Origin of the sequence: Streptomyces sp. NPDC021093 (genome assembly GCF_044333135.1) — a bacterium.
Lineage (GTDB): Bacteria > Actinomycetota > Actinomycetes > Streptomycetales > Streptomycetaceae > Streptomyces.
Window position 1 is genome coordinate 834,334 of the sequence record NZ_JBIRQJ010000001.1, and the last position, 18,490, is coordinate 852,823.

An 18,490-nucleotide genomic window follows, 5' to 3' on the forward strand; every position below is an offset into this window, starting at 1 on the left:
GGATGAGCGAGTCGACCACCGCCGAGACGCGGTGCACCCCCGAGACGCGGTGCACCGCCGAGGCGTCGTCCATGGCCGAGGTGTTGCCCACGGACGAAGCGACGACCACGGGCGAAGCAACGACCACGGCCGAGGTGTCGCCCACTGAGGTGTCGCCCACCACTGAGGTGTCGCCCACCACCACCGAGCTGTCGTCCCAGGCCGGAGCGTCGGCAGCCTCACCGGCGCAGGTCCCGGCGGACGGGCCCGCCACCCCGGAAGCCGCGGTGGCGGCCCTCGCGGCGACCGGACCCGGGCTGCCGTTCCTGGTCGGGGTGCGCCACCACGCGCCCTCGCTGGCGGCCGCCCTCCCCGCACTGCTGGACGCGGCGGCCCCCGACGTCCTCCTCGTCGAACTGCCCGCCGAGTTCCAGCCCTGGCTGGGCTGGCTCGCACACGAGGAGACCGAGGCCCCGGTGGCGCTGGCCGCCGTGCCCGCCGACGGGCCCGGGACCGGCCCGGCAGGCGAACGGGGGCCTGCCTTCTACCCGTTCGCGGACTTCTCGCCCGAACTGGTCGCCCTGCGCTGGGCGGCGAGAAACGGGGTCCCGGCCGTGGCCTGCGATCTGCCGCTGGCCGACCGGGCGTGGACGGGGAGCGGCCAGGACACCCCCGCGCCCGCCCCGGGCGCCGACTCCGCGCCCGCGCCGGGGGAGGGGCACGGGCTGTCCGCCGCACTCCGGTCCCGGCTCACCGGCCGGGACGGCGACGACCTGTGGGACCGGCTGGTGGAGGCATCCGCGCCAGGTTCGACACCCGAGGCGCTCCGCCGTGCCGCCCTGCTCACCGGCTGGGCGCTGCGTCACGAGGCCGAGGCGCGGGGCGGGGTGCAGGGCACGGACCTGGCGCGCGAGGCGTGCATGCGCGGACATGTCGCCGAGGCACTGGCGAGCGGGCGGCGGCCCGCCGTGGTGGTGGGAGCCTTCCACACCCCGGCGCTGCTGCCGTCCGCCGCCGGGACCGCCGAAGGCCCCGTACCGGACGTACCGGATGTACCGGAGGCGCTTGACGCACCTGGCGCACCTGAAGCGTCCACGGCGACGTGCACGGTCTCCCTGGTTCCGTACACGTACCCGCTGCTCGACTCACGGTCCGGCTACCCGGCGGGCATCCGGGACCCGGAGTGGCAGCACACCGTCCTGGACGCCGCCGGGGACCCGGCCGCGCTGCACGAGGCGCTGATCCGCACCGCGGTCCGCGTCTGCGCCGCGCTGCGCGAACAGGGCCACCCCTACGGCCCGGCGGACGGCCGGGAGGTCGTGCGGGTGGCCGGCGACCTGGCCCGCCTGCGCGACCTGCCCGCCCCCGGCCGCGGTGAACTCCTGGAAGCCGTGCAGACGGTACTGGGACGCGGCGAGACCTACGGTACGGGCCGCGCCGTCGCCCAGGCCCTCGAACGGGTACTCGTCGGAGCCCGTACCGGACGGCCCGCGCCCGCCGCGCCGCGCAGCGGACTGGGCCCCGCCGTCGAGGCCGAGACCTCGGCGCTCTCCCTCCCCGGCCCGGGGGACGCGTACGAGAAGACACCGCGAGACCTCCGGCTCGACCCGGCGCGCTCCACCCTGGACCGGCGCCGCGAACTGCTGCTGCGCAGGCTGACGGTGTGCGGCATCCCTTACGCGCAGGAGCAGGGGGTGACCGGCGCGGCGGGCACGGAAGGACTCACGACGCGCTGGCAGGTGCGGTGGACCCCGGCGACGGCGGCAATGCTCACCGCGGCCGGGGCCCGCGGCGTCACCCCGGCCCAGGCGGCCGAGGGCGTGCTGCGGCAGCGGCACGCGGCCGAGCGCGCGGAGGGCGGCCCGACGGCTGCCCAGGTCGTCGGCGGCCTCACGGAAGCCGCCGAGTGCGGGCTCCCCGGCCTGGCCGACGAACGGTTGACGGAACTGGCGGCCGTACTCCCCGCGAGCGGCACCCTTCCCGAACTCCTCGCCGGGCTCGACCTGCTGGACCGCATCGACGCCGGCCACCTGCCGGGCCTGGCCGCGCCCGACAATCCCCCGGCCCCGTCCGCCGCTGCCCCAGCCACCGCCCGTGGAGCCCGCACCGCGCACGCGGCCGAGCTCCTGACTTCGGCGGCGGTCCGCCAGGTCGACGGGCTGACCGGTTCCGAGGAGTCCGCTGACGCCCGTGCGCTGCTCGAACTGGCCCAGCGCGCGGACCGATTGGGGGGCATCCGGCTCACCGACGCCCTCGCCCGGCTGGCCACCGACGGCACCCCGCTGATCGCCGCGGCCGCCGGAGCGGTCAGGGTCCTCACGGGCCACGACGAGGCCGAGGCCTTCGGCGGGCGCGTCGCCTCCTGGGTGGACGGAGCAGTGGACAGCACCTCCCGGACCGCGCTCACCGCCCGCCTCACCGGCGTCCTGACGGTGGCGGGCCCGCTCCTGACCGTCGGCGCCGGCGCCCTGGACCCGTTGCTGCACCGGGTCGTCGAGCTGGACGACACCGCGTTCCTGGCCCGGCTGCCGGCCCTGCGCGGTGGTTTCGACACCCTGAGCCCGGCCGCCCGTGACCGGCTCCTCGACACCATCGAGGAGCGGCTCGGCGAACGGGTGGACACCTTCGACGCGGACGACCCGGCGGAGCTGGCCCGCCGAACGGCCGCCGACCTCGCGGCCCGCGAGCTCCTGACCGGCCTCGGCCTGCCCGTCCCGCCGCCCGTGCACGACGACCGGTTTCCCACCGGCCTCGGCCTGCCCGTCCCTTCACCCGCACACGACGACCGGCTCCCACCGCTGTCCGGCCACCCCACAGCGACGCGCCCCACCGTCACACCCGCCGCCGCACCCTCCACCGGGGCAACCCCCGCGCTCACCCTCGCGCCCGCCGACCGGTGGCGGCTCGTGCTCGGCCGGCGTCCCGACCAACTGCCCTCCGGCGCCGCCCGCCTGGCGAGCGCGCTGGACGAGCTGTACGGCTCGGGACACGGCGAAGGATCCCGCGGCGGCCTGCCAGGACCCGGTCGTGGGGGCGGCTCCGGACCGCACGGAGGCAGGGAACCGTCGTTCCCCGGTGTCCGTGAGTGGTCCGAGGAACTGGCCGCGCTGTTCGGCCCCGGCATCCGCGAGGAGGTCCTCGCCGCCGCAGCCGTGACAGGTCGCCAGGACGTACTCGCCGAACTCGACCCGGCGGCCGCCACCCCCTCCGTGGAACTGCTCCGGACGGTCCTGCGGTACGCCGGCGGCCTCCCCGAAGCCCGCCTCGCGGCACTCCGTCCCCTGGTCCGCCACCTGGTCGACGAACTGACCAGGCAGCTCGCCACCCGGCTGCGCCCCGCGCTCACCGGCACGATGCTGGCCCGGCCCACCCGCCGCCCCGGCGGCCGCCTTGACCTGCCGCGCACGCTGCGCGCCAACCTCGCCACCGCCCGCCGGACGGCCGACGGGACGGTCCGGGTGATCCCCGAGAAGCCGGTGTTCCGCAGTCGCGCCCGGCGGTCGGCCGACTGGCGGCTGATCCTGGTCACCGATGTCTCCGGCTCCATGGAGGCGTCCACGATCTGGTCCGCGCTGACCGCCTCCGTGCTCGCCGGGGTACCGACCCTGAGCACCCATTTCCTGGCCTTCTCCACGGAGGTCGTCGACCTCACCGGCCATGTGCACGATCCCCTCTCGCTCCTGCTGGAGGTGAGCGTGGGCGGGGGCACGCACATCGCCGCCGGACTGCGGCACGCCCGCAGTCTGATCACGGTGCCCGCCCGCACCCTCGTCGTCGTCATCAGCGACTTCGAGGAGGGCGCGCCGCTCGGCGGACTGCTGGCCGAGGTGCGGGCCCTGGTGACCACCGGCTGCCACGTCCTCGGGTGCGCGAGTCTCGACGACGCCGGCCGGCCCCGCTACTCGACGGGCGTCGCCGGGCAGCTCGTGGCCGCCGGCATGCCCGTGGCGGCCCTCAGCCCACTCGAACTGGCCCGCTGGATTGGGGAGAAGACCGCATGACCACCGTCCAGTTGCCATCCGTCGCGCCGGAGGTCACGGCCACGCTGGTGGAGAATCTCTCGCCCCGGCTGCGCAAGCGGCTGGACGCGGCAGTCACCAAGCTCGGCACCCGCCCGACGCACCGCGCCGGGGACACGGTGACGATCGCGGTCGACGACGAGACCGAGTTGCGCCTGCACGCCCCGGGCGGCGTGGTGGCGACGGCGGACGCCATCACCTGCGGCTGCCTCCTCGCCCCGGCATGCGTCCACCGCGCGGCCGCCGCCTGCGCCGCCCCCATGGCGGACCCGGCGCCGGAACCCGCCGACCGGCCCACCCCGGCGGTCCCGGAACACGCCTCCGCCACGGATTCCGCCTCCGCCACGGACTCCGCCCCCACCCCCGACTCCGCCCTCACCCCGGATTCAGCCGCCACCCCAGGTTCAGCCGCCACCCCCGACTCTGCCTCCTCACCCGAGGTGGCGAGCCCCGCCGAGCGTGCCGCGGCCGACGCCCTGTGGTCGGCGGGTGCCGCCGTGCTGGAGGCCGGCGTCGACGGGGCCGGTGCCGTCACCCAGTCGGCTCTCCTCCGCGCCGCGCACACCGCCCGGCTCCGGCACCTGCCGCGTGCCGCGGGCGCCGCGCTGTCCGTCGTCACGCTGCTGCGCGCGGCCCGCGCAGGGGATCCGTCGTACCGCACCGCCGACCTCGTCACGGCCCTGGCCGAACTCCTGGGCACCGCACACCGGGTGGGGACGGCGGCCGGGGCGGAGCTGGCCGCCGTCAGGGGCCGCGCGCGCCGCCCGTACAGCCCGGAAGGCTCGCTGCGCCTGTACGGCCTGTTCACCGAACCCGTGGTCACCGACTCGGGGCACGGCGGCGTCCGTACCTGGGTCGCCGGAGCCGACGGCCGCCTCTGTACGGTCGGCGACGTGGCACCAGGTGGTGTCGGCCGCGCACTGGGCGTGGCCGACCGGGCCGTGCGCCTGGGGGACAGCGCGCTCACCCACCGGGAGCTGGGCCGGGCCGGTCTGGCGGTCTCGGGCGCGACGGTCTCGCCGGACGGCAGACTGGGCGCGGGCAAGGGCGTCAAGGCCGTCACCGCCCGGGGTGCGGCATGGACGGAGCAGCCGCTCGCCGCCCATTGGGAGACGCCGCCGTCCGAACAGGCCGCCCGCGCCCTGCGGTCCACCTCCCGCTTCGCGGACCCGGACGGCGGCGACAGCGATCTGCTCTTCCTGGACGTCGAACTCCTCGGCGCGGTAAGGGAGTCGGGCGGCACCTGCCTGCTCGCGCTGTGCGAGGGAGGCATTCCCGTCCGGCTCGCCGTGGCCGACGACGACCCCGCGCTGGCCCACCGCAACAACCTGATGCTGCTGGCCACGGCGCCGGGGACACGGCTGAGGATCATCGGCCGCCTGGTGCCCGCCCCCCACCCCCGGCTCACCCTCCTCGCCTGCTCGCACCCCACCGGCGAGGGCACGATCGACCTCGGCCTCGACCGCCTGCGCCGCGCCGACCTCCCCGACCCGGCGGCCCCCGTGCACCCCGCCCCGCCACAGCCCGGAGGGGCCGACGCGCACTCGCCCCTCCACCTCCTGGAACGCCGGGTCGAACAGACGGTCCTGGCGGGCCGCGCCGCCCTCGGCATGCTCGGCGACGTCACCGCCGAGACCCGCCGCATGCGCCGCGCGGGCCTCCCCACGGCCGCCGGACTCCTCACCGCCCTGTGCGCCTCGGCGGCCCAACGCGATCGCGACCTCTTCGGCCGCCTCCTCCCTGCCGACACCGTCGGCTTCGCCATCTCCTGGCTCACCGCGGCCCGTTACACGGCGGCCGTGGCCGAGTCCCTGTGCGCGGCAGCCTGGGAGCCGACGCAGTAGGGCCGGGCCGGGGCCGGGCAATTCCCGGCGGAACGGTCTACGTGGACTGCGTGGCGACGTACGCTACTTGGACTGCGTGGCGACGCTCACGCCGCCGAAGCCCTGCGTGGCGGCGAGGCTGAAGTAGACCCAGCCGGAGGGCGGGTTGTCGATGGTCAGGGTCTCGCTGTTGCCCGTGTTGGTGGACTTCGCCTGGTAGCTGCTGGTGGTGGCCCAGTTGCCGCCGCCGTAGTACAGGTCGGCGTTGCCGGTGCCGCCGCTGCTGGTGATGGTCAGTTGCTTGACCCCGGCCGGAAGGTTCACAAAGTGATAGCTGAGGCCGCCGGTGGCGACGGCGAGGTTGTCGCGGCGGCAGTTCTGGTCGAACTGGCGGGGGTCGCTGAGGGTGCAGAGCGGGGTGGTCGGCGTGGTGGGCGACGACGCGTCCGGCAGCGGGCCGCAGTCGTCGGTCGCGCAGGCGGTCGTCAGCCAGGTCGTGAAGTCGGCGTCGTAGCGGGTGCCGATGGTCTGCTTCAGGAAGGTGCGGGCGCCGGTCCAGTCACCGGCGCGGTACTTGGTGAGTACGGTCTCGATGTCGGCGGGGTGTGCCTGGAGCATGTAGCGGACGGCGAGGAAACCCCAGCGGTAGACCCGGTTCGAGCCGGCCTCGGGGTCCGCTTCCCCGCCGTAGACGGTGTCGAAGAGGTCACTGAGCTTGTACGTCTTCTTGGCGGCCTCGGCGATCGCGTCGGCGTTGCGCTCGTTCCGGTAGCCGAAGGAGATGTTCTCGGCGATGCCCTCGACCCACCAGATGGTCGGCGTGGTCATGCCCGCCTCGAAGTCACCGGCCATGTTGAACCGGCCGTCGAGGTAGTGGGTGTACTCGTGGTTGAGGTTCCAGATCTGGAACTCCGGGCGCAGCCACTGGGCTTCGTGGGCGATGAAGCGCGCCTGGTTGCCGGGGGCGGCCGGGTCGCCCTCCTCGTACATGCCGCCGTTGTCGACGTCGATGTTGTAGATGGCCCAGGCGTACAGCGAGTACTGGGCGTATTCGTCGAAGACGACGACTTCGAGGTTGGTGTTCACGTCACCGGGGACGGCGCTCTTGTCGCCGATGATCCGGTGGAAGTAGGCGTCCTGGTTGACCAGGCTGGTGCAGGTGGCGGCCAGCTGGCCGGGAGACATGTCCTGGGCGCGGATCTTCAGGCCCGGAGTGCACGTGTGCTGGGTCGGCAGGATCGCCGGGAGCACGCGCTCGCCGAGGTCGCAGATGGCGTAGGCCGCGCAGTTGTTCCTGTCGTACTGGCGCGTGGCCCAGCCCAGGTTCATGGTGATCGGTGCGGTGGGGCCGACGTTCGGGTACCGGTTGATCAGGTCCTTCAGCAGCGGCCGGACCCGGTCCTTCAACTCGGGTACGTCCAGGGAGTGTCCGAGGAAGCGGCCGACGTTGCTGACGACGTCCAGGCGGTTCAACTGCGCGCCGTTGCGCGTGATGAAGCCGGCCCAGGTGTCGAGGATCGCGGGGTCGGCCTTGAGGGCGGCCCGCCAACCGCGGGCGTCGTTCTTGGCCTTGAAGCCGTTCTCGACGACCCATTCGACGTGCTGCATGGCGAGGTTCATCTGGCCGGGCCAGGTGCCGTCGTAGCCGCCGAGCATCCACTTCACGACAGGGGCGTACCGGCCCGCCGTGTGGGTGCTGTCGATCAGCGTGACGACCTCGTTCAGGATCTCGCCGTTGGCGTCGGTGACGTCCTTGCTGCGCGGGGAGGCGAAGAAGGCGTCCAGCGCACCGAGCGCCGCACCGTTCAGCGCGGTGCCGTAGTCGCCCACGACGTCCGCGTTGTTGTCCTGCACGTAGTAGCCGGCGCGCAGGAACATCACCAGCTGGCCGATGGAGGTGTTGTTGCTGCCCGAGTACGTGGCGGAGGCGTCGCGCAGCGCGTTGGCGACGGTCACCATCTGGGGCTCGCGGAAGGCCTTGCGCGCGTTCTCCCCGGTGAGGTTGAACAGCGGGTAGGTACAGGTGATTTGAGGAAGGTCTTTGAGCTGCTGGACCAACGCGCTGCCCGTGGCGTTGATGACGCCGGAGAGGTCGCTGCACGTGTCCGTGGCGGTGGCCGACGACCGCTTGCCGGGCTCGACGGCGGGGGCGGGCGCCGGAGCGGACTCCTCAGCACTGTCCTGCGAGGAGATCCGGAAGCGGGAGCGGTTGTTCATCGCATCGGGTGACCTGGGGACGGGGATCGACCGCGGCGCCGAGGCCGCGGTCCCACTTGCGTTCGCACCGACCGGGGTCGAGGCGCCGACGGGGGCGGCCTGGCTCTGCGGTGTGAACAGTCCGAGCGTGATGAAGACGGCTGCGCCGAGCGCGGGAAGTCTTCGTGCGCGGGTCTTCGATATGCGGAAGGGATGCATCTGTGGGGGCCTCCGGGCCGTAGTGGCCACGTGCTGGGGTGCACGGGCAGTGAACACGTGACGTGTAAAATTTCACATGTCGCATTGTTCGGGAAGACTTTCGGCCAGATTCGTCGGCCACCACACGGAAACGTCCCGGGTGCCCACTCCGACTTCCCGTCAACCACTCGCGTCGCTCTGGGAGTTGGTACGCCCTGCTGCCTGCTGCCTGCTGCCTGCTGCCTGCTGCCTGTTGCGGACAGGCCCCACTGGCTACGGCTGGTCACGGGCCTGAGGCGGGTGCGGGGCGCCCGCCCAAGGCCGCAGTCCGAGCCCGGCCGGCTCGTCGAGCATCTCCAACACCAGCTGCCACGGGGCCGGTGACGCACGCCGGGCGTGATGCGGCAGTGCTGGCGCCGCTCCGCGGCAGCGGACGCGCCCCAGCACGCAGGCACGAACAGCCGCCGGGAACAGCGGGCAGGACGCGGTATTGGTGGTCGCGTGCACGCCACCGCCGCCTGGCAGTTGGCAGTTGGCGGTCTTGCCCAGCGGCGGACAGTACTGCGCGGGCGAGCGGCCGCCGCCCGCCGGGCCGGCCGCTGCCGTACCGCAGCAAGCAGATTCCTACTAGGGGGCCGTGCCGGGGCACTCCGCGGAGCGCGCCCGTTCCCCGCTGACGTACTCGACCCGCAGCTTCTCGCTCTCCTGCACGACGAACATCGTGCCCCCAGCGGGACTCCACCCCCGGGAGACCAGGAAGATCCGGTCGCCGGACACGTGGAAGAGCCGCAGCCCGGCGTACCGGTAGCGGAAGGCGCTCGTCTTGTCGGCGATCGTGAAACGGCAGCTGCCGCGTCCGTGGATGAGCAGGTCGTTGCTGCTGAACACGGCGACAGCGGGGAACTGCGTCTCCACGGTCCGCGCGGTCAGCGCCGCCCGGCCCCGGCCGACGATGCCCGCGTAGGAGTACACCGCCCAGAACAGTGCGAGGACGGCGACCAGCAGGCACAGGGCCCACATGCGCGGGTCGCGGCCGTCGCGGGTGCGGGCGTAGCCGGTGAGCAGGAACCCGATGATCGTCAGGAGCGCCACCAGCAGCTCGAAGAGCGCGGGGTGGAGGGACCTGAGCGCGAGCGGGAGAACCGGCAGCGTCCAGGCGTGCCGCATCCACCGCAACGGCCGTACGGACGCGCCCGGTTCTCGCTGCATGCGGCGGTGCACGGTGAGTGCGGCGAACGCGGCAGCCGTGCCGAGCAGCACGGGCAGGTAGAGGGCATCGACGCTACGGAGCAGATAGTCGCGGGTGGAGAAGTGGAACACCGTGTCCCGCAGCCCGAGTGCCTTGGCCTCGGCATCGGTGCTCGACCAGCCGAAGTAGAAGAGCACGGCAGTGAAGAGGGAGACGAGTGAACCGATGGTTCCGACGAGCTCGGTGAGACCGGCCCGGGGGACCGGGTCCGGGGCCGGGAGCGGGACCGGGTCCGACGGCCGGGGGCCGGTGCCGCCGGGCGGCGCGGGGCCCCGGCCGGGGTCGGGGTCCGGGTCGGGGTCGGGGTCCGGGCCCGGGAGGGGATCGGGGTTGGGGTCGGGGTCGGGGTCCGGGTCGGGGTCGGGGTCCGGGCCCGGGAGGGGATCGGGGTCGGGGTCCGGGACGGGATCGGGGTTGGGGTCGGGAGTCGGCTCGGGTTCGGGATTCGGGCCGGGCTCGGGGTCGGGGCCGGGAGTCGGCTCGGGTTCCGGATTCGGGCCGGGCTCGGGGCCGGGTTCGGGGCGAGGCCCGGGACCGGGACCGGGGGGTGGGGCCGGCTCCGGATCGGGGACCGTCACGACGGCTCAGAAGGGGACGGCAGAAGCGGAGACGCGGAGGGAGAAGGGGAGAGGGAGGGTTTCGGCGAAGGTGTGGAGGGGCCCGGAACTGGCGGTTCCGGGGGCGGTTCCGCGGGCGATTTCGTTGTTCCCTTGATCCTGAACACGCCAGGTTTGCTCAACGTGCCGCCCTGGTAGGTCAGGGTCAGGTCCACCAGCCCGGCACCTTCGAAAGCCTCCGGCAGTGCGAATCCGACCTGGGCGCCATGACAGCATTCGCTGTACTCCGGTGTCAGCCCCAGCACCGTGCTTCCGTCGATCTTCAGGACAGCGCCGGTGATCTTCTGAGGCCAGGTGCCGTACACGCGGAAGAAGTCGCCGGGCGACAGCGTGGTTTCGGGCGCCGGGTCCACTTCCGTGATGCTCGGACGGCATGCGGTGGTGCCGCCACGGACCGGATGCAACGTGGCCGTCCCCCGTGGGTTCTGCCGGGCCCAGCCGATCGCCTGATTCAGTGTCCGGTACGCCGCTGTCTCACGGCATTTTCCCTGTACGAACCCGGGTCCGCCCAGCGAGTCGTACAGACGCCCCGCCTCCGCCCACTCCGCGGTGTCCCCCTTCGCCGCCAGGCACGCGGACACCAGGCCGGAGACGAGGTTCCACGGCTTGCTGCCGTCGCTGTGCCGGCTGACGGTCTCGCGCGCATCGGAGCACCGGAGATCCTGCAACTGGTCGTAGACGTCGGCCGGGGTGTCGATCACGGTGTCGGTGTTGGGCACTTGGGGCCCCCAGGGCAACCAGTCGAGCTCGGCATTCCGGCCGCCGCCGTTCCCGCCATTGCCCCCGCCGTTGCCACCGTTCCCGCCTCCGTTGCCTCCGTTCCCGCCTCCGTTCCCGCCTCCATTCCCACCGTTCCCGCCACCATTTCCGCCGTTGCCCCCGCCATTCCCGCCGCCGTTGCCGCCATTCCCCCCGCCGTTCCCGCTGTTGCCCCCGCCGTTGCCACCATCGTTCCCACCATCGCCGTACCCGTCGTCCTCGGAGGGGTTCCAGGTCGGTCCGCCGGAACGCGGTCCCGAACTCCATTCGCCGCCGTCCGCACTCCCGCTCACCCGCGGCGGCGGCATGCTCTCGCCGCCTCCGCCTCCGCCGCCACCGCAGCCGGTGAGTACCAGGGCCGTGGCGAACACTCCCGGAGCCAGCACTCCCCAGCACCTGCGCCACGCGATTCGTGCAGCCATGAGTCCCCCAAAGGACATGCCCGAGGTCTACTCATCATGGCCAGCCGTGCCCACCGCGGGAAGGACCGCGCACGGCCCGCGCCATTGCGCATTCCCCTCACTCGCCCCCGCAGGTCCCCGCCCCACTCCGGCCCCTCCGACAACGCGCCGAACCGGCTCGCGTGCCATGCTCGGCGTCAGCCCGAACCCGCCGCGCGGAGGAGCTGTCCGATGGCACACGAGGATCCCGAACACCGGATCGGGCACGTCGGACTGCCGGACCCGTCGGAGCCCGGCGCCGACCCGCGCGGGGCACTGGGCGACGCACCCGTCCCCCGCACTGCCGCCGCACCGGCATCCGTGTCCGTGTCCGCATCCGTATCCGCGCCTGGAAAACCGGGGCGTTCGCACGGTACGGCGTCGCACTCGCCGGGTGTCGTGGGCACTCCGGACCCGCAGCCGGAGGGGTGAGAACCGTGGGCCTGACGATCCGCAACCAGTACCCCGCACGCGTGTACACCGCGATCGGCTTCTCCGACCACTCCTGCCCCCGCAGCACGGGCCCGCATTTCATGGGCTGGTGGGGCATCGACCCCGGCGGCAGCGCGCTGGTCTACGCGAACGACGTGAACGAGTACTCCCCGCAGTGGCTCTACTACGCCCAGACCGCCGACGGCGGTGTGTTCTGGGCGGGGACGTACGCGGTCCCGCTTCCGAACACGGTGTTCAACATGTGCAGGTGGCCGGAGCGCCCCGACGGCCGGCCGCGCGGCTTCCGTGACCTCCACGTCGGCCAGGAGAACGAGGACTTCACCCTCACCCTCACGCGGTAGCCGGTGCACTGCCGGCCCACCGACAGGGCGCCAAGTCCGGTACGGGCACCGCCAGTTCATCGGTGCGCAGGGCCGTCGCCTCGTACGCCGTGAGCACCTCGCCCAGGGACGACTCGATCACGGCGGTCCGCCGCCGCGCCCATCTGTCCGTGGTGCGCAGGAGGGCGCGATGCGTCGCCAGGGTCTCCAGCAGGACGGCCCCCTCACGGTCGTGTCCGTCCGCCGACCGGTGCGCGCGAGCCCGTGCGCCGCGCGCGGAAGGAACCCGGTGACCATGTCGCAGCCCATCGAGGCGATCCGATCGGCGGGCTGCGCGTGGTGAGTGCCAGCGCTGTCAAGACCCGCACGCAGATCGCCAGTTGGCTCAGATCGTTGATCACCACCGGGTCCCTGGCGTCCACGGCGATGGTCCGGTGAACCACGGTTCACGCCTCGGTTTTCGGTCATACTTCCGCCCCGCGCGTACAGCGTGGGGGAGTGCGGATTCCCGAAGGATCTTCACGAGAAGGTCATATTCACAAGGGAATCTCCTCTTTCGGATGGAGCGGGTGCTCACCGGAAGCAAGATCGACGGCGATGGCCGCCGCCCGGCCCGGCGAGACGTGTCCGTATGACAGCCAACCGGCCGGGCGCCCCTACTGCGAATGATCACCCTCCGTGTAGGCATGGCCAAGGCGGTTCCGTCGAATCCAGGACCGTCACAGTCATATTCCTAGGGGCTATCTGTCATGTCCGGAATCACCCGTCGTCAGGCCGTGAAAGCCGCCACCGGCGCTGCCACAGGCGTGGCGCTCGTCTGTGCGGCCACCTCCTGGGCGGCCACCGCGTCGACCAAGAACGACAGCAGCGGCAGCAAGGCCGCCCTGCCCGCCGGTAGCGGCGATCCCACGTCGTTCGACGAGGTCTTCCAGGGCCGCCGCATCCAGGGCCAGCCGGTCGACGGGGCCGGGGCCGGGTCCGGGTCAGGGTCCCACCACATGTCCGGCCACGGCGGGCACGGTGGCCACGGCGCCGGCTACCGAGTCCTGATCGACGGCCGGGAACTCCACGTGATGCTCCACGGGAAGAGCGGCTGGAGCAGCGCGATCAACCACTACGAGAGGTTCGCGACCCCGCTCGACGCCGCACGTACCGCGGTCACCTCTCTCAAGGGCGCCTCCGTCGTCCCCTTCAACCCCACCGCCTGAGCCGGGAGCAGCCGTCATGACCGTACGCAAGAACCAGGCGAACCTCACGGCCTCCGAGAAGAAGGCGTTCGTCGACGCCGTACTGGAGGTCAAACGCATCGGCGTGTACGACGAGTTCGTCGCCGCTCACCGTCTCCGCTTCGCGCTGGACATGAACACCGGGGTCTACGTGGGCCACTTCGGCCCCTCGTTCCTGCCCTGGCACCGCAAGTTCCTCATCGACTTCGAGAACGAACTCCAGAAGATCGACCCGTCGGTGTCGATCCCCTACTGGGACTGGACCGCCGACAACACCGTCGCCTCCTCGGTCTGGGGCCCCGACCTCCTCGGCGGCACCGGGCGCGCCCTGGACGACCAGGTGATGGACGGCCCCTTCGCGTACTCCGCCGGTAAATGGCCGATCACGATCCAGGTGGACAGCCGCCCGTTCCTCGCCCGCAATCTGGCCTACCGCGTCCCCACGCTCCCGACCCGGGCCGAGGTCGACGCCGCCCTCGCCCTCCCCACCTACGACTCCGCGCCCTGGCGCGACGGCTCGGCGGGCTTCCGCGCCACGCTCGAAGGCTCGGCGGGGTACATGAGCATGCACAACAGGGTGCACACCTGGATCTGGGGGCAGATGGAGACGAGCGTCTCCCCGAACGACCCGGTGTTCTGGCTGCACCACGCGTTCGTCGACAAGCTCTGGGCCGACTGGCACGCGCTGCATCCGACCAGCGAGAAGTATCTCCCCACCGGGGGAACGACCGATGTGATCGACCTGAACGAGCCCATGCCGCCCTGGACCGACACGACCCCGCAGAGCATGCTGGACCACACCCCCTTCTACACCTACGGATGAGCCTTCCTACTGCCACGGCTGCGAGAAGAAGACCGCCCCGGGCGGACTACCCGGCTCCGCTCGTCCACCGCTGCACGAACGGGCAGGCCGCCCAAGCCGACGGCGTGGAGGCTTTCACGATCCGAAGGTCAGATGCCCTGGGGCCGCCAGGGTTTGTCCATGAGGGATGATCCCCGTCATGGACAGAGCTGTTGATCTCGACGAGGCCGCTGCGGTGCTGGCGGAGCGCGTCGCGCGCTGGAGGTCGGCCGGCCTTGCGGTGGGAGAGCTGACCTGGAGGGACGGGGAGGCTGAGTGGCCTCAGCCTCTGGAGACCGACAGGGCTCGGGTGAATGACCCTGATTCGCTCGGCCTGGTCATCTCCGGTCCTGCGGAGGCTTGGCTGTCGGTGGTTCTGTTTCGTGGTGGCTGGGCCGACGTGGACTTCTTCGACGGCCTCGACGACGGTGGCGCCCTCCCCGCCTCGGACATCGAATCGGCAGCGGACTTCGCGGCCAGGACGGATCAGTGGATTGTGCGAGCCTTTGGCGGCCTTGGAAGCGTTCGGTGAGGCTCGGCCCGTCGCGGTCCAGCTGATCGGCTATTGCGCGGCGCGGCGCGGCGTGGGCTCGCGCGGGCGCGGGCGCGGGCGCGGGTGGTGGCTCGGGCGCGGGTGGTGGCGCGAGGAGGCAGGAGTGAGTGCCGGTCTCAGGCCCGGCCCGTTCCCCACCGACCCGTTCGGGGCGGAGCGTTAGGGTTCAGCCGAGCGCACGACTCCGAGCGGAAGGTCACTCGCATTGCTGGACGTATGGGGCGGGCTGGACGAATTCTGTACGGAGGCCCTGGCGCAACATGGCTGCGCGTCGGTCTCCATCGCAGTGGCCGAACGCGACGGGTCCACGCTGACCAGGGCTTACGGCCAGGCGGACGACGCCAACCACCGCTCGGCCACCCCGGAGACCGTCTACGGATTGGCCTCCGTCACCAAGGCATTCACCGCCATGGCCGTCTGTCTGGTTGCTGAACAGGGCCTGCTGGACCTTGATGCCCCGATCTCCGGCGCTTACGAGTGGCCCGCGCCGACGCCGCGTCAGTTGCTCCAGCACCGCGGCGGTTTCCCGGCGTTCTACAACTTCCACTACGAGACCGGCCCGCTGCCGATCGACATCGACCACTACCGCACGCTCGTACGCGAGCCCGGCACCGATTTCGAGTACTCCAACATCGGCTACCGCGAACTGGGCAGGCTGGTGGAAGCCGTGACCGGCCAGAAGCTCGGCGACTACCTGCGCGGGCAGATCTTCGAACCACTGGGCCTGAGCAGCTTCGGATACGGGTCGGCCTACCCCGGTTCGCTCCCGGTCGCCCAGCGCTACTCCGCCGACGGCCGTGCGTACGCCACCTGTTTCAGCGGGCACCCCGCTGCGGGGGCCGGCTGGGCAACCGCCGCCGACGTGGCGCTGTTCGCGCGAACGTCTCATCGACTGCTCAAGCCTGCCACGGTCGCGGCCATGTACGACGGAGTGCCGTTCAGCGAACACCTCGGCTACGGGCTCGGCCGGATCGTCTCGCGCGGAGCCGGACCTGTGCTCCGCAGCCATGGCGGCGGCATGGGCGGCATCGCCGCAATGATGATCGACATCCCCGAGCGTGAGACCTCGGTCGCCGTCCTGACCAACTCCACCAACAAGGCGGCCCGCGACACCATCGTCGGCCACCTGATGGGCAGCCTGGTACCCGGCTTCCACAGAGGCCAGCTCAACCCGAGCCCCGAGCGCACCCGCCCCATGAGACTCGTACAGGGGGAGTGGAACGGGGAGATCAGCACTGCGGAAGGCGAGATCCCGCTGAGGATCGATATCCGGGCGGATCGCCAGATACAGATTCGAATGGCCGACAGCGCGCCGGTCACCGTGGCGGCCACCGCCTCCCGGACATGGGACCTGCGCGTAAGTGCCCCGCTGCAACTGCCCACCGCAGACGCCCGGCTCAACAGCCCCAACGTCGCTCTCGAACTGCGCATCGAGCAGGACCGCCTGGTCGGGAGGGCCACAGCGTTCAAGGACGGCGACCGGGAAGGCTGGCTGGGCGCCTACCTGGTCCACCCCTGCGTACTGCGCTCCCCCTGACCCCGGGACGAGGTTCGAACCGCACCCACCAGCGGGCAACACACTCAGGCCGAGGCCTGGCGTGCGGTCAGGACGAACACCAGCGGGCGGCATTTCCGGTCGGCGGCGAGGTGGACCTTGCTGGTCTGCCTGCCCCTGGCGGCGTCCGAGGAACGCAGCCTCCACTTGGAGTTTCCGCCGCCGTCGGACGCGGTTGTGGGGGGTCGACCAGGCGCCGAACTCGGCCGGTATCTCCCGCCATGGCCCGCCCGCCTTGAACCACCGGATCACGCCCACGCCCACGGAGAACGCACCCTTGGCGTCTTGAGCGGCCCTCGGGCGGGGTGGGGCACCGGTCGCCAGGAACAGGAACAGGAACGGCGAGCCAGGGCCCGGGTTACGGTCCGCGGTCCGCGGTCCGCGGTCCGTGGTCCGTATGAGACCGTCTGCGACTTCAGCCCGCCGACGTGCCTGCCGTGTCCCCGGTGCGGATGCGCTGGCTGAGAAAGAGAGCAGCGCGGTCCAGCGCCTCGTCGGCTTCGTCCAGGACGCCGACGAACGCCTGGAAGACATGTGGAACGTCAGCGGTGATGTCCAGGACGACGTTCACTCCGGCGTCCCTCGCGCGCGTGGCTGTGCGTATGGAGTCGTCCAGGAGCATTTCGTTGCTGCCCGCCTGCAGAAGCATCGGGGGGAAGCCGGTCAGGTCGGCGAGGATGGCGGGGCTGAGCAGGGGCTGGTGGGGGTTCTGTCCCGCGAGATCATGGAGTGAAAGGAGCGGGGACAGCGCGCCGTTCGCGCTCTGCGGCAACCTGGTCGCGCACCAGCGAACGCAGGTTCACGGCGTCGAAGACGACACCGCCCTTGATGGTGTGGCGTACGCCTCCGACCCGTGCGAGGGAGCCCGCGTCCCCCATGCGCAAGTGGCCATGTCCGTAGAGCACCTTCAGGTTCGCGAGCGGGTTCTCGGCGATGACCAACAGGTCGGCGGTCTTGCCCGGTTCGAGCGTCCCGGTGTCCTCAAGTCCGAGCAGCCGGGCGCCGTTGGCGGTCGCGCACTGGATGATCTCCAGCGGATGCAGCCCGGCCTCGCGCAACAGCTCCATCTCCTCCACGAGTCCGAATCCGTAGAGGTTGTAGATGAAGCCGGCGTCGGAACCGGTGGTCAGCAGCCCACCGCGCTGATGGAAATCACGCACGAACGCCATCCACAGCCGATAGTTGTCCTTCCAGGCCACCTCCTCCTCGGTGCCCCAGTTGTAGAAGAAGGAGCCGTGGTTGGCGGGGTTGGGCTGGTAGAACTCCCAGGACTGCGGGGCCGAGTAGTCACGGTGGTACTCCCGCCCGCGCGCCCGGGCCGCGTCCCGCGCGGCCGTGTAGATCACGAACGTCGGGTCGAGGGCGGTACCGAGGGAGACCAGCTCGTCGAGCGTGTCGTCCCAGACCCGGCTGCCGGGTCCCGCGGTCTCCTGCCACAGCCGCCCGAGCTGGGCGAACCGGTCGTGCTCGTTGTTGTAGTTGTACGTGCTGGGGAAGCGCTGGACCCTGTGGTCGGTGAACATGGCCTCCGGCAGGCCGTAGCCGTGCTCGATGCTGCCGAGCCCCCAACGGGCGGTCGTCAGGGCATTGATACGTGGCAACTCGGAGGACGCGTGGTGACAGGCGCTGCCCAGCCCCAGCCGCCCGGCCTCGGTGAGCGCGGCACGGAAGATCGTCGGCGGCGCGCCGAAGAACTTGATTCCGGCCGCCCCGAGTCCCGCCTGCTCCGCCACCCACGCCTCGGCGTCCCGGGGGGTCCGGAACGGCTCGGTGCGTCCTGCACCGAAGGCGGCGTACGGCGTGATGCGGGGCGCGGTGATCTCGTTCGCAGCGGCCCTGCGGGCCTCCCGTGCGGTGAACGCGGTCCCGTTCCCCAGGCACCCGGTCTCCCGCACGCTGGTGATTCCGTGACCCAGCCAGAGCCGGTAGCTGTAGTCGGCGTCAGGCCCCTGCTCGGACGCCGCGATGTGCGCATGCGCGTCGATCAGGCCGGGCAGGACGTAGTGCCCCGGCAGCTCCCACACGTCGGCGCCCGCGACCGTACGTTGACCGGCCTGTGTCATGTCGGTGTTGCGGCCGGGCGACACGATCGCCGAGATGCGCCCGCCCTCCAGCACGACATCGGCCGGGCCGTACGGCGGGGCACCGGTGCCGTCGATGACCGTGACGCCCCGCAGGACCAGCCGCTTGCGCGGCCCCTTTCCGATACTGCCTGCCGTTCCTGGCACGTTCTGGCTCAGCCGCACGGAGTTGTCCCTCCTT

At 72.0% G+C, this 18,490-nt stretch carries 13 protein-coding genes; 8 read left to right on the forward strand and 5 right to left on the reverse strand.

Annotated elements, in window-relative coordinates:
- Positions 1-2 precede the first annotated feature (2 nt).
- Together ACH4SP_RS03810 and ACH4SP_RS03815 are read left to right on the forward strand one after the other, a co-directional pair.
- Entirely contained in the window at positions 3-3,980 is a 3,978-nt protein-coding gene (locus ACH4SP_RS03810; RefSeq protein WP_398408853.1) for a DUF5682 family protein, read from the forward strand.
- Positions 3,977-5,842 (forward strand): hypothetical protein, encoded by a 1,866-nt coding sequence (locus tag ACH4SP_RS03815; RefSeq protein ID WP_398408856.1) that lies wholly within the window; start codon positions 3,977-3,979, stop codon positions 5,840-5,842. Before ACH4SP_RS03810 ends, ACH4SP_RS03815 begins: the two co-directional genes overlap by 4 nt.
- A gap of 63 nt (positions 5,843-5,905) precedes the next feature.
- Here the strand turns inward: ACH4SP_RS03815 and ACH4SP_RS03820 are convergent, their stop codons facing one another.
- From ACH4SP_RS03820 to ACH4SP_RS03830, 3 genes are all read right to left on the reverse strand, one after another.
- The gene (locus ACH4SP_RS03820; RefSeq protein WP_398408860.1) at positions 5,906-8,236 is read right to left on the reverse strand and encodes a collagenase; all 2,331 of its coding nucleotides are present in this window, start codon (positions 8,234-8,236) and stop codon (positions 5,906-5,908) included.
- Between the two features lie 606 nt (positions 8,237-8,842).
- Positions 8,843-10,042: a hypothetical protein gene (locus ACH4SP_RS03825; RefSeq protein WP_398408863.1), complete on the reverse strand. Its 1,200-nt coding sequence runs from the start codon at positions 10,040-10,042 to the stop codon at positions 8,843-8,845.
- The gene (locus ACH4SP_RS03830; protein ID WP_398408865.1) at positions 10,039-10,800 is read right to left on the reverse strand and encodes a hypothetical protein; all 762 of its coding nucleotides are present in this window, start codon (positions 10,798-10,800) and stop codon (positions 10,039-10,041) included. Before ACH4SP_RS03830 ends, ACH4SP_RS03825 begins: the two co-directional genes overlap by 4 nt.
- A 672-nt stretch (positions 10,801-11,472) precedes the next feature.
- Between ACH4SP_RS03830 and ACH4SP_RS03835 the strand changes: the two genes are divergently transcribed.
- The 6 genes from ACH4SP_RS03835 (at position 11,473) to ACH4SP_RS03860 (ending at position 16,210) form a co-directional block, all read left to right on the forward strand.
- Complete coding sequence (locus tag ACH4SP_RS03835; RefSeq protein ID WP_398408867.1) at positions 11,473-11,712, forward strand: hypothetical protein; 240 nt, start codon at positions 11,473-11,475, stop codon at positions 11,710-11,712.
- A 5-nt stretch (positions 11,713-11,717) separates the two neighbouring features.
- Positions 11,718-12,074, forward strand: a complete 357-nt coding sequence (locus ACH4SP_RS03840) for a DUF1036 domain-containing protein (RefSeq protein WP_398408869.1) — start codon at positions 11,718-11,720, stop codon at positions 12,072-12,074.
- Positions 12,075-12,802: 728 nt separating this feature from the next.
- Complete coding sequence (locus ACH4SP_RS03845) at positions 12,803-13,261, forward strand: tyrosinase cofactor (RefSeq protein ID WP_398408871.1); 459 nt, start codon at positions 12,803-12,805, stop codon at positions 13,259-13,261.
- A gap of 16 nt (positions 13,262-13,277) precedes the next feature.
- Positions 13,278-14,102, forward strand: a complete 825-nt coding sequence (locus ACH4SP_RS03850; RefSeq protein ID WP_398408873.1) for a tyrosinase family protein — start codon at positions 13,278-13,280, stop codon at positions 14,100-14,102.
- Positions 14,103-14,280: 178 nt separating this feature from the next.
- Positions 14,281-14,652, forward strand: a complete 372-nt coding sequence (locus tag ACH4SP_RS03855; protein ID WP_398408875.1) for a hypothetical protein — start codon at positions 14,281-14,283, stop codon at positions 14,650-14,652.
- Between the two features lie 226 nt (positions 14,653-14,878).
- Entirely contained in the window at positions 14,879-16,210 is a 1,332-nt protein-coding gene (locus tag ACH4SP_RS03860) for a serine hydrolase domain-containing protein (protein WP_398408877.1), read from the forward strand.
- Between the two features lie 433 nt (positions 16,211-16,643).
- Here the strand turns inward: ACH4SP_RS03860 and ACH4SP_RS03865 are convergent, their stop codons facing one another.
- Positions 16,644-17,000, reverse strand: coding sequence for an alpha/beta hydrolase (locus tag ACH4SP_RS03865; RefSeq protein WP_398408879.1), 357 nt, complete (start codon positions 16,998-17,000; stop codon positions 16,644-16,646).
- The gene (locus tag ACH4SP_RS03870; RefSeq protein ID WP_398408881.1) at positions 16,951-18,474 is read right to left on the reverse strand and encodes an amidohydrolase family protein; all 1,524 of its coding nucleotides are present in this window, start codon (positions 18,472-18,474) and stop codon (positions 16,951-16,953) included. The genes ACH4SP_RS03865 and ACH4SP_RS03870 overlap by 50 nt, the downstream gene beginning before the upstream one ends.
- Positions 18,475-18,490 lie beyond the last annotated feature (16 nt).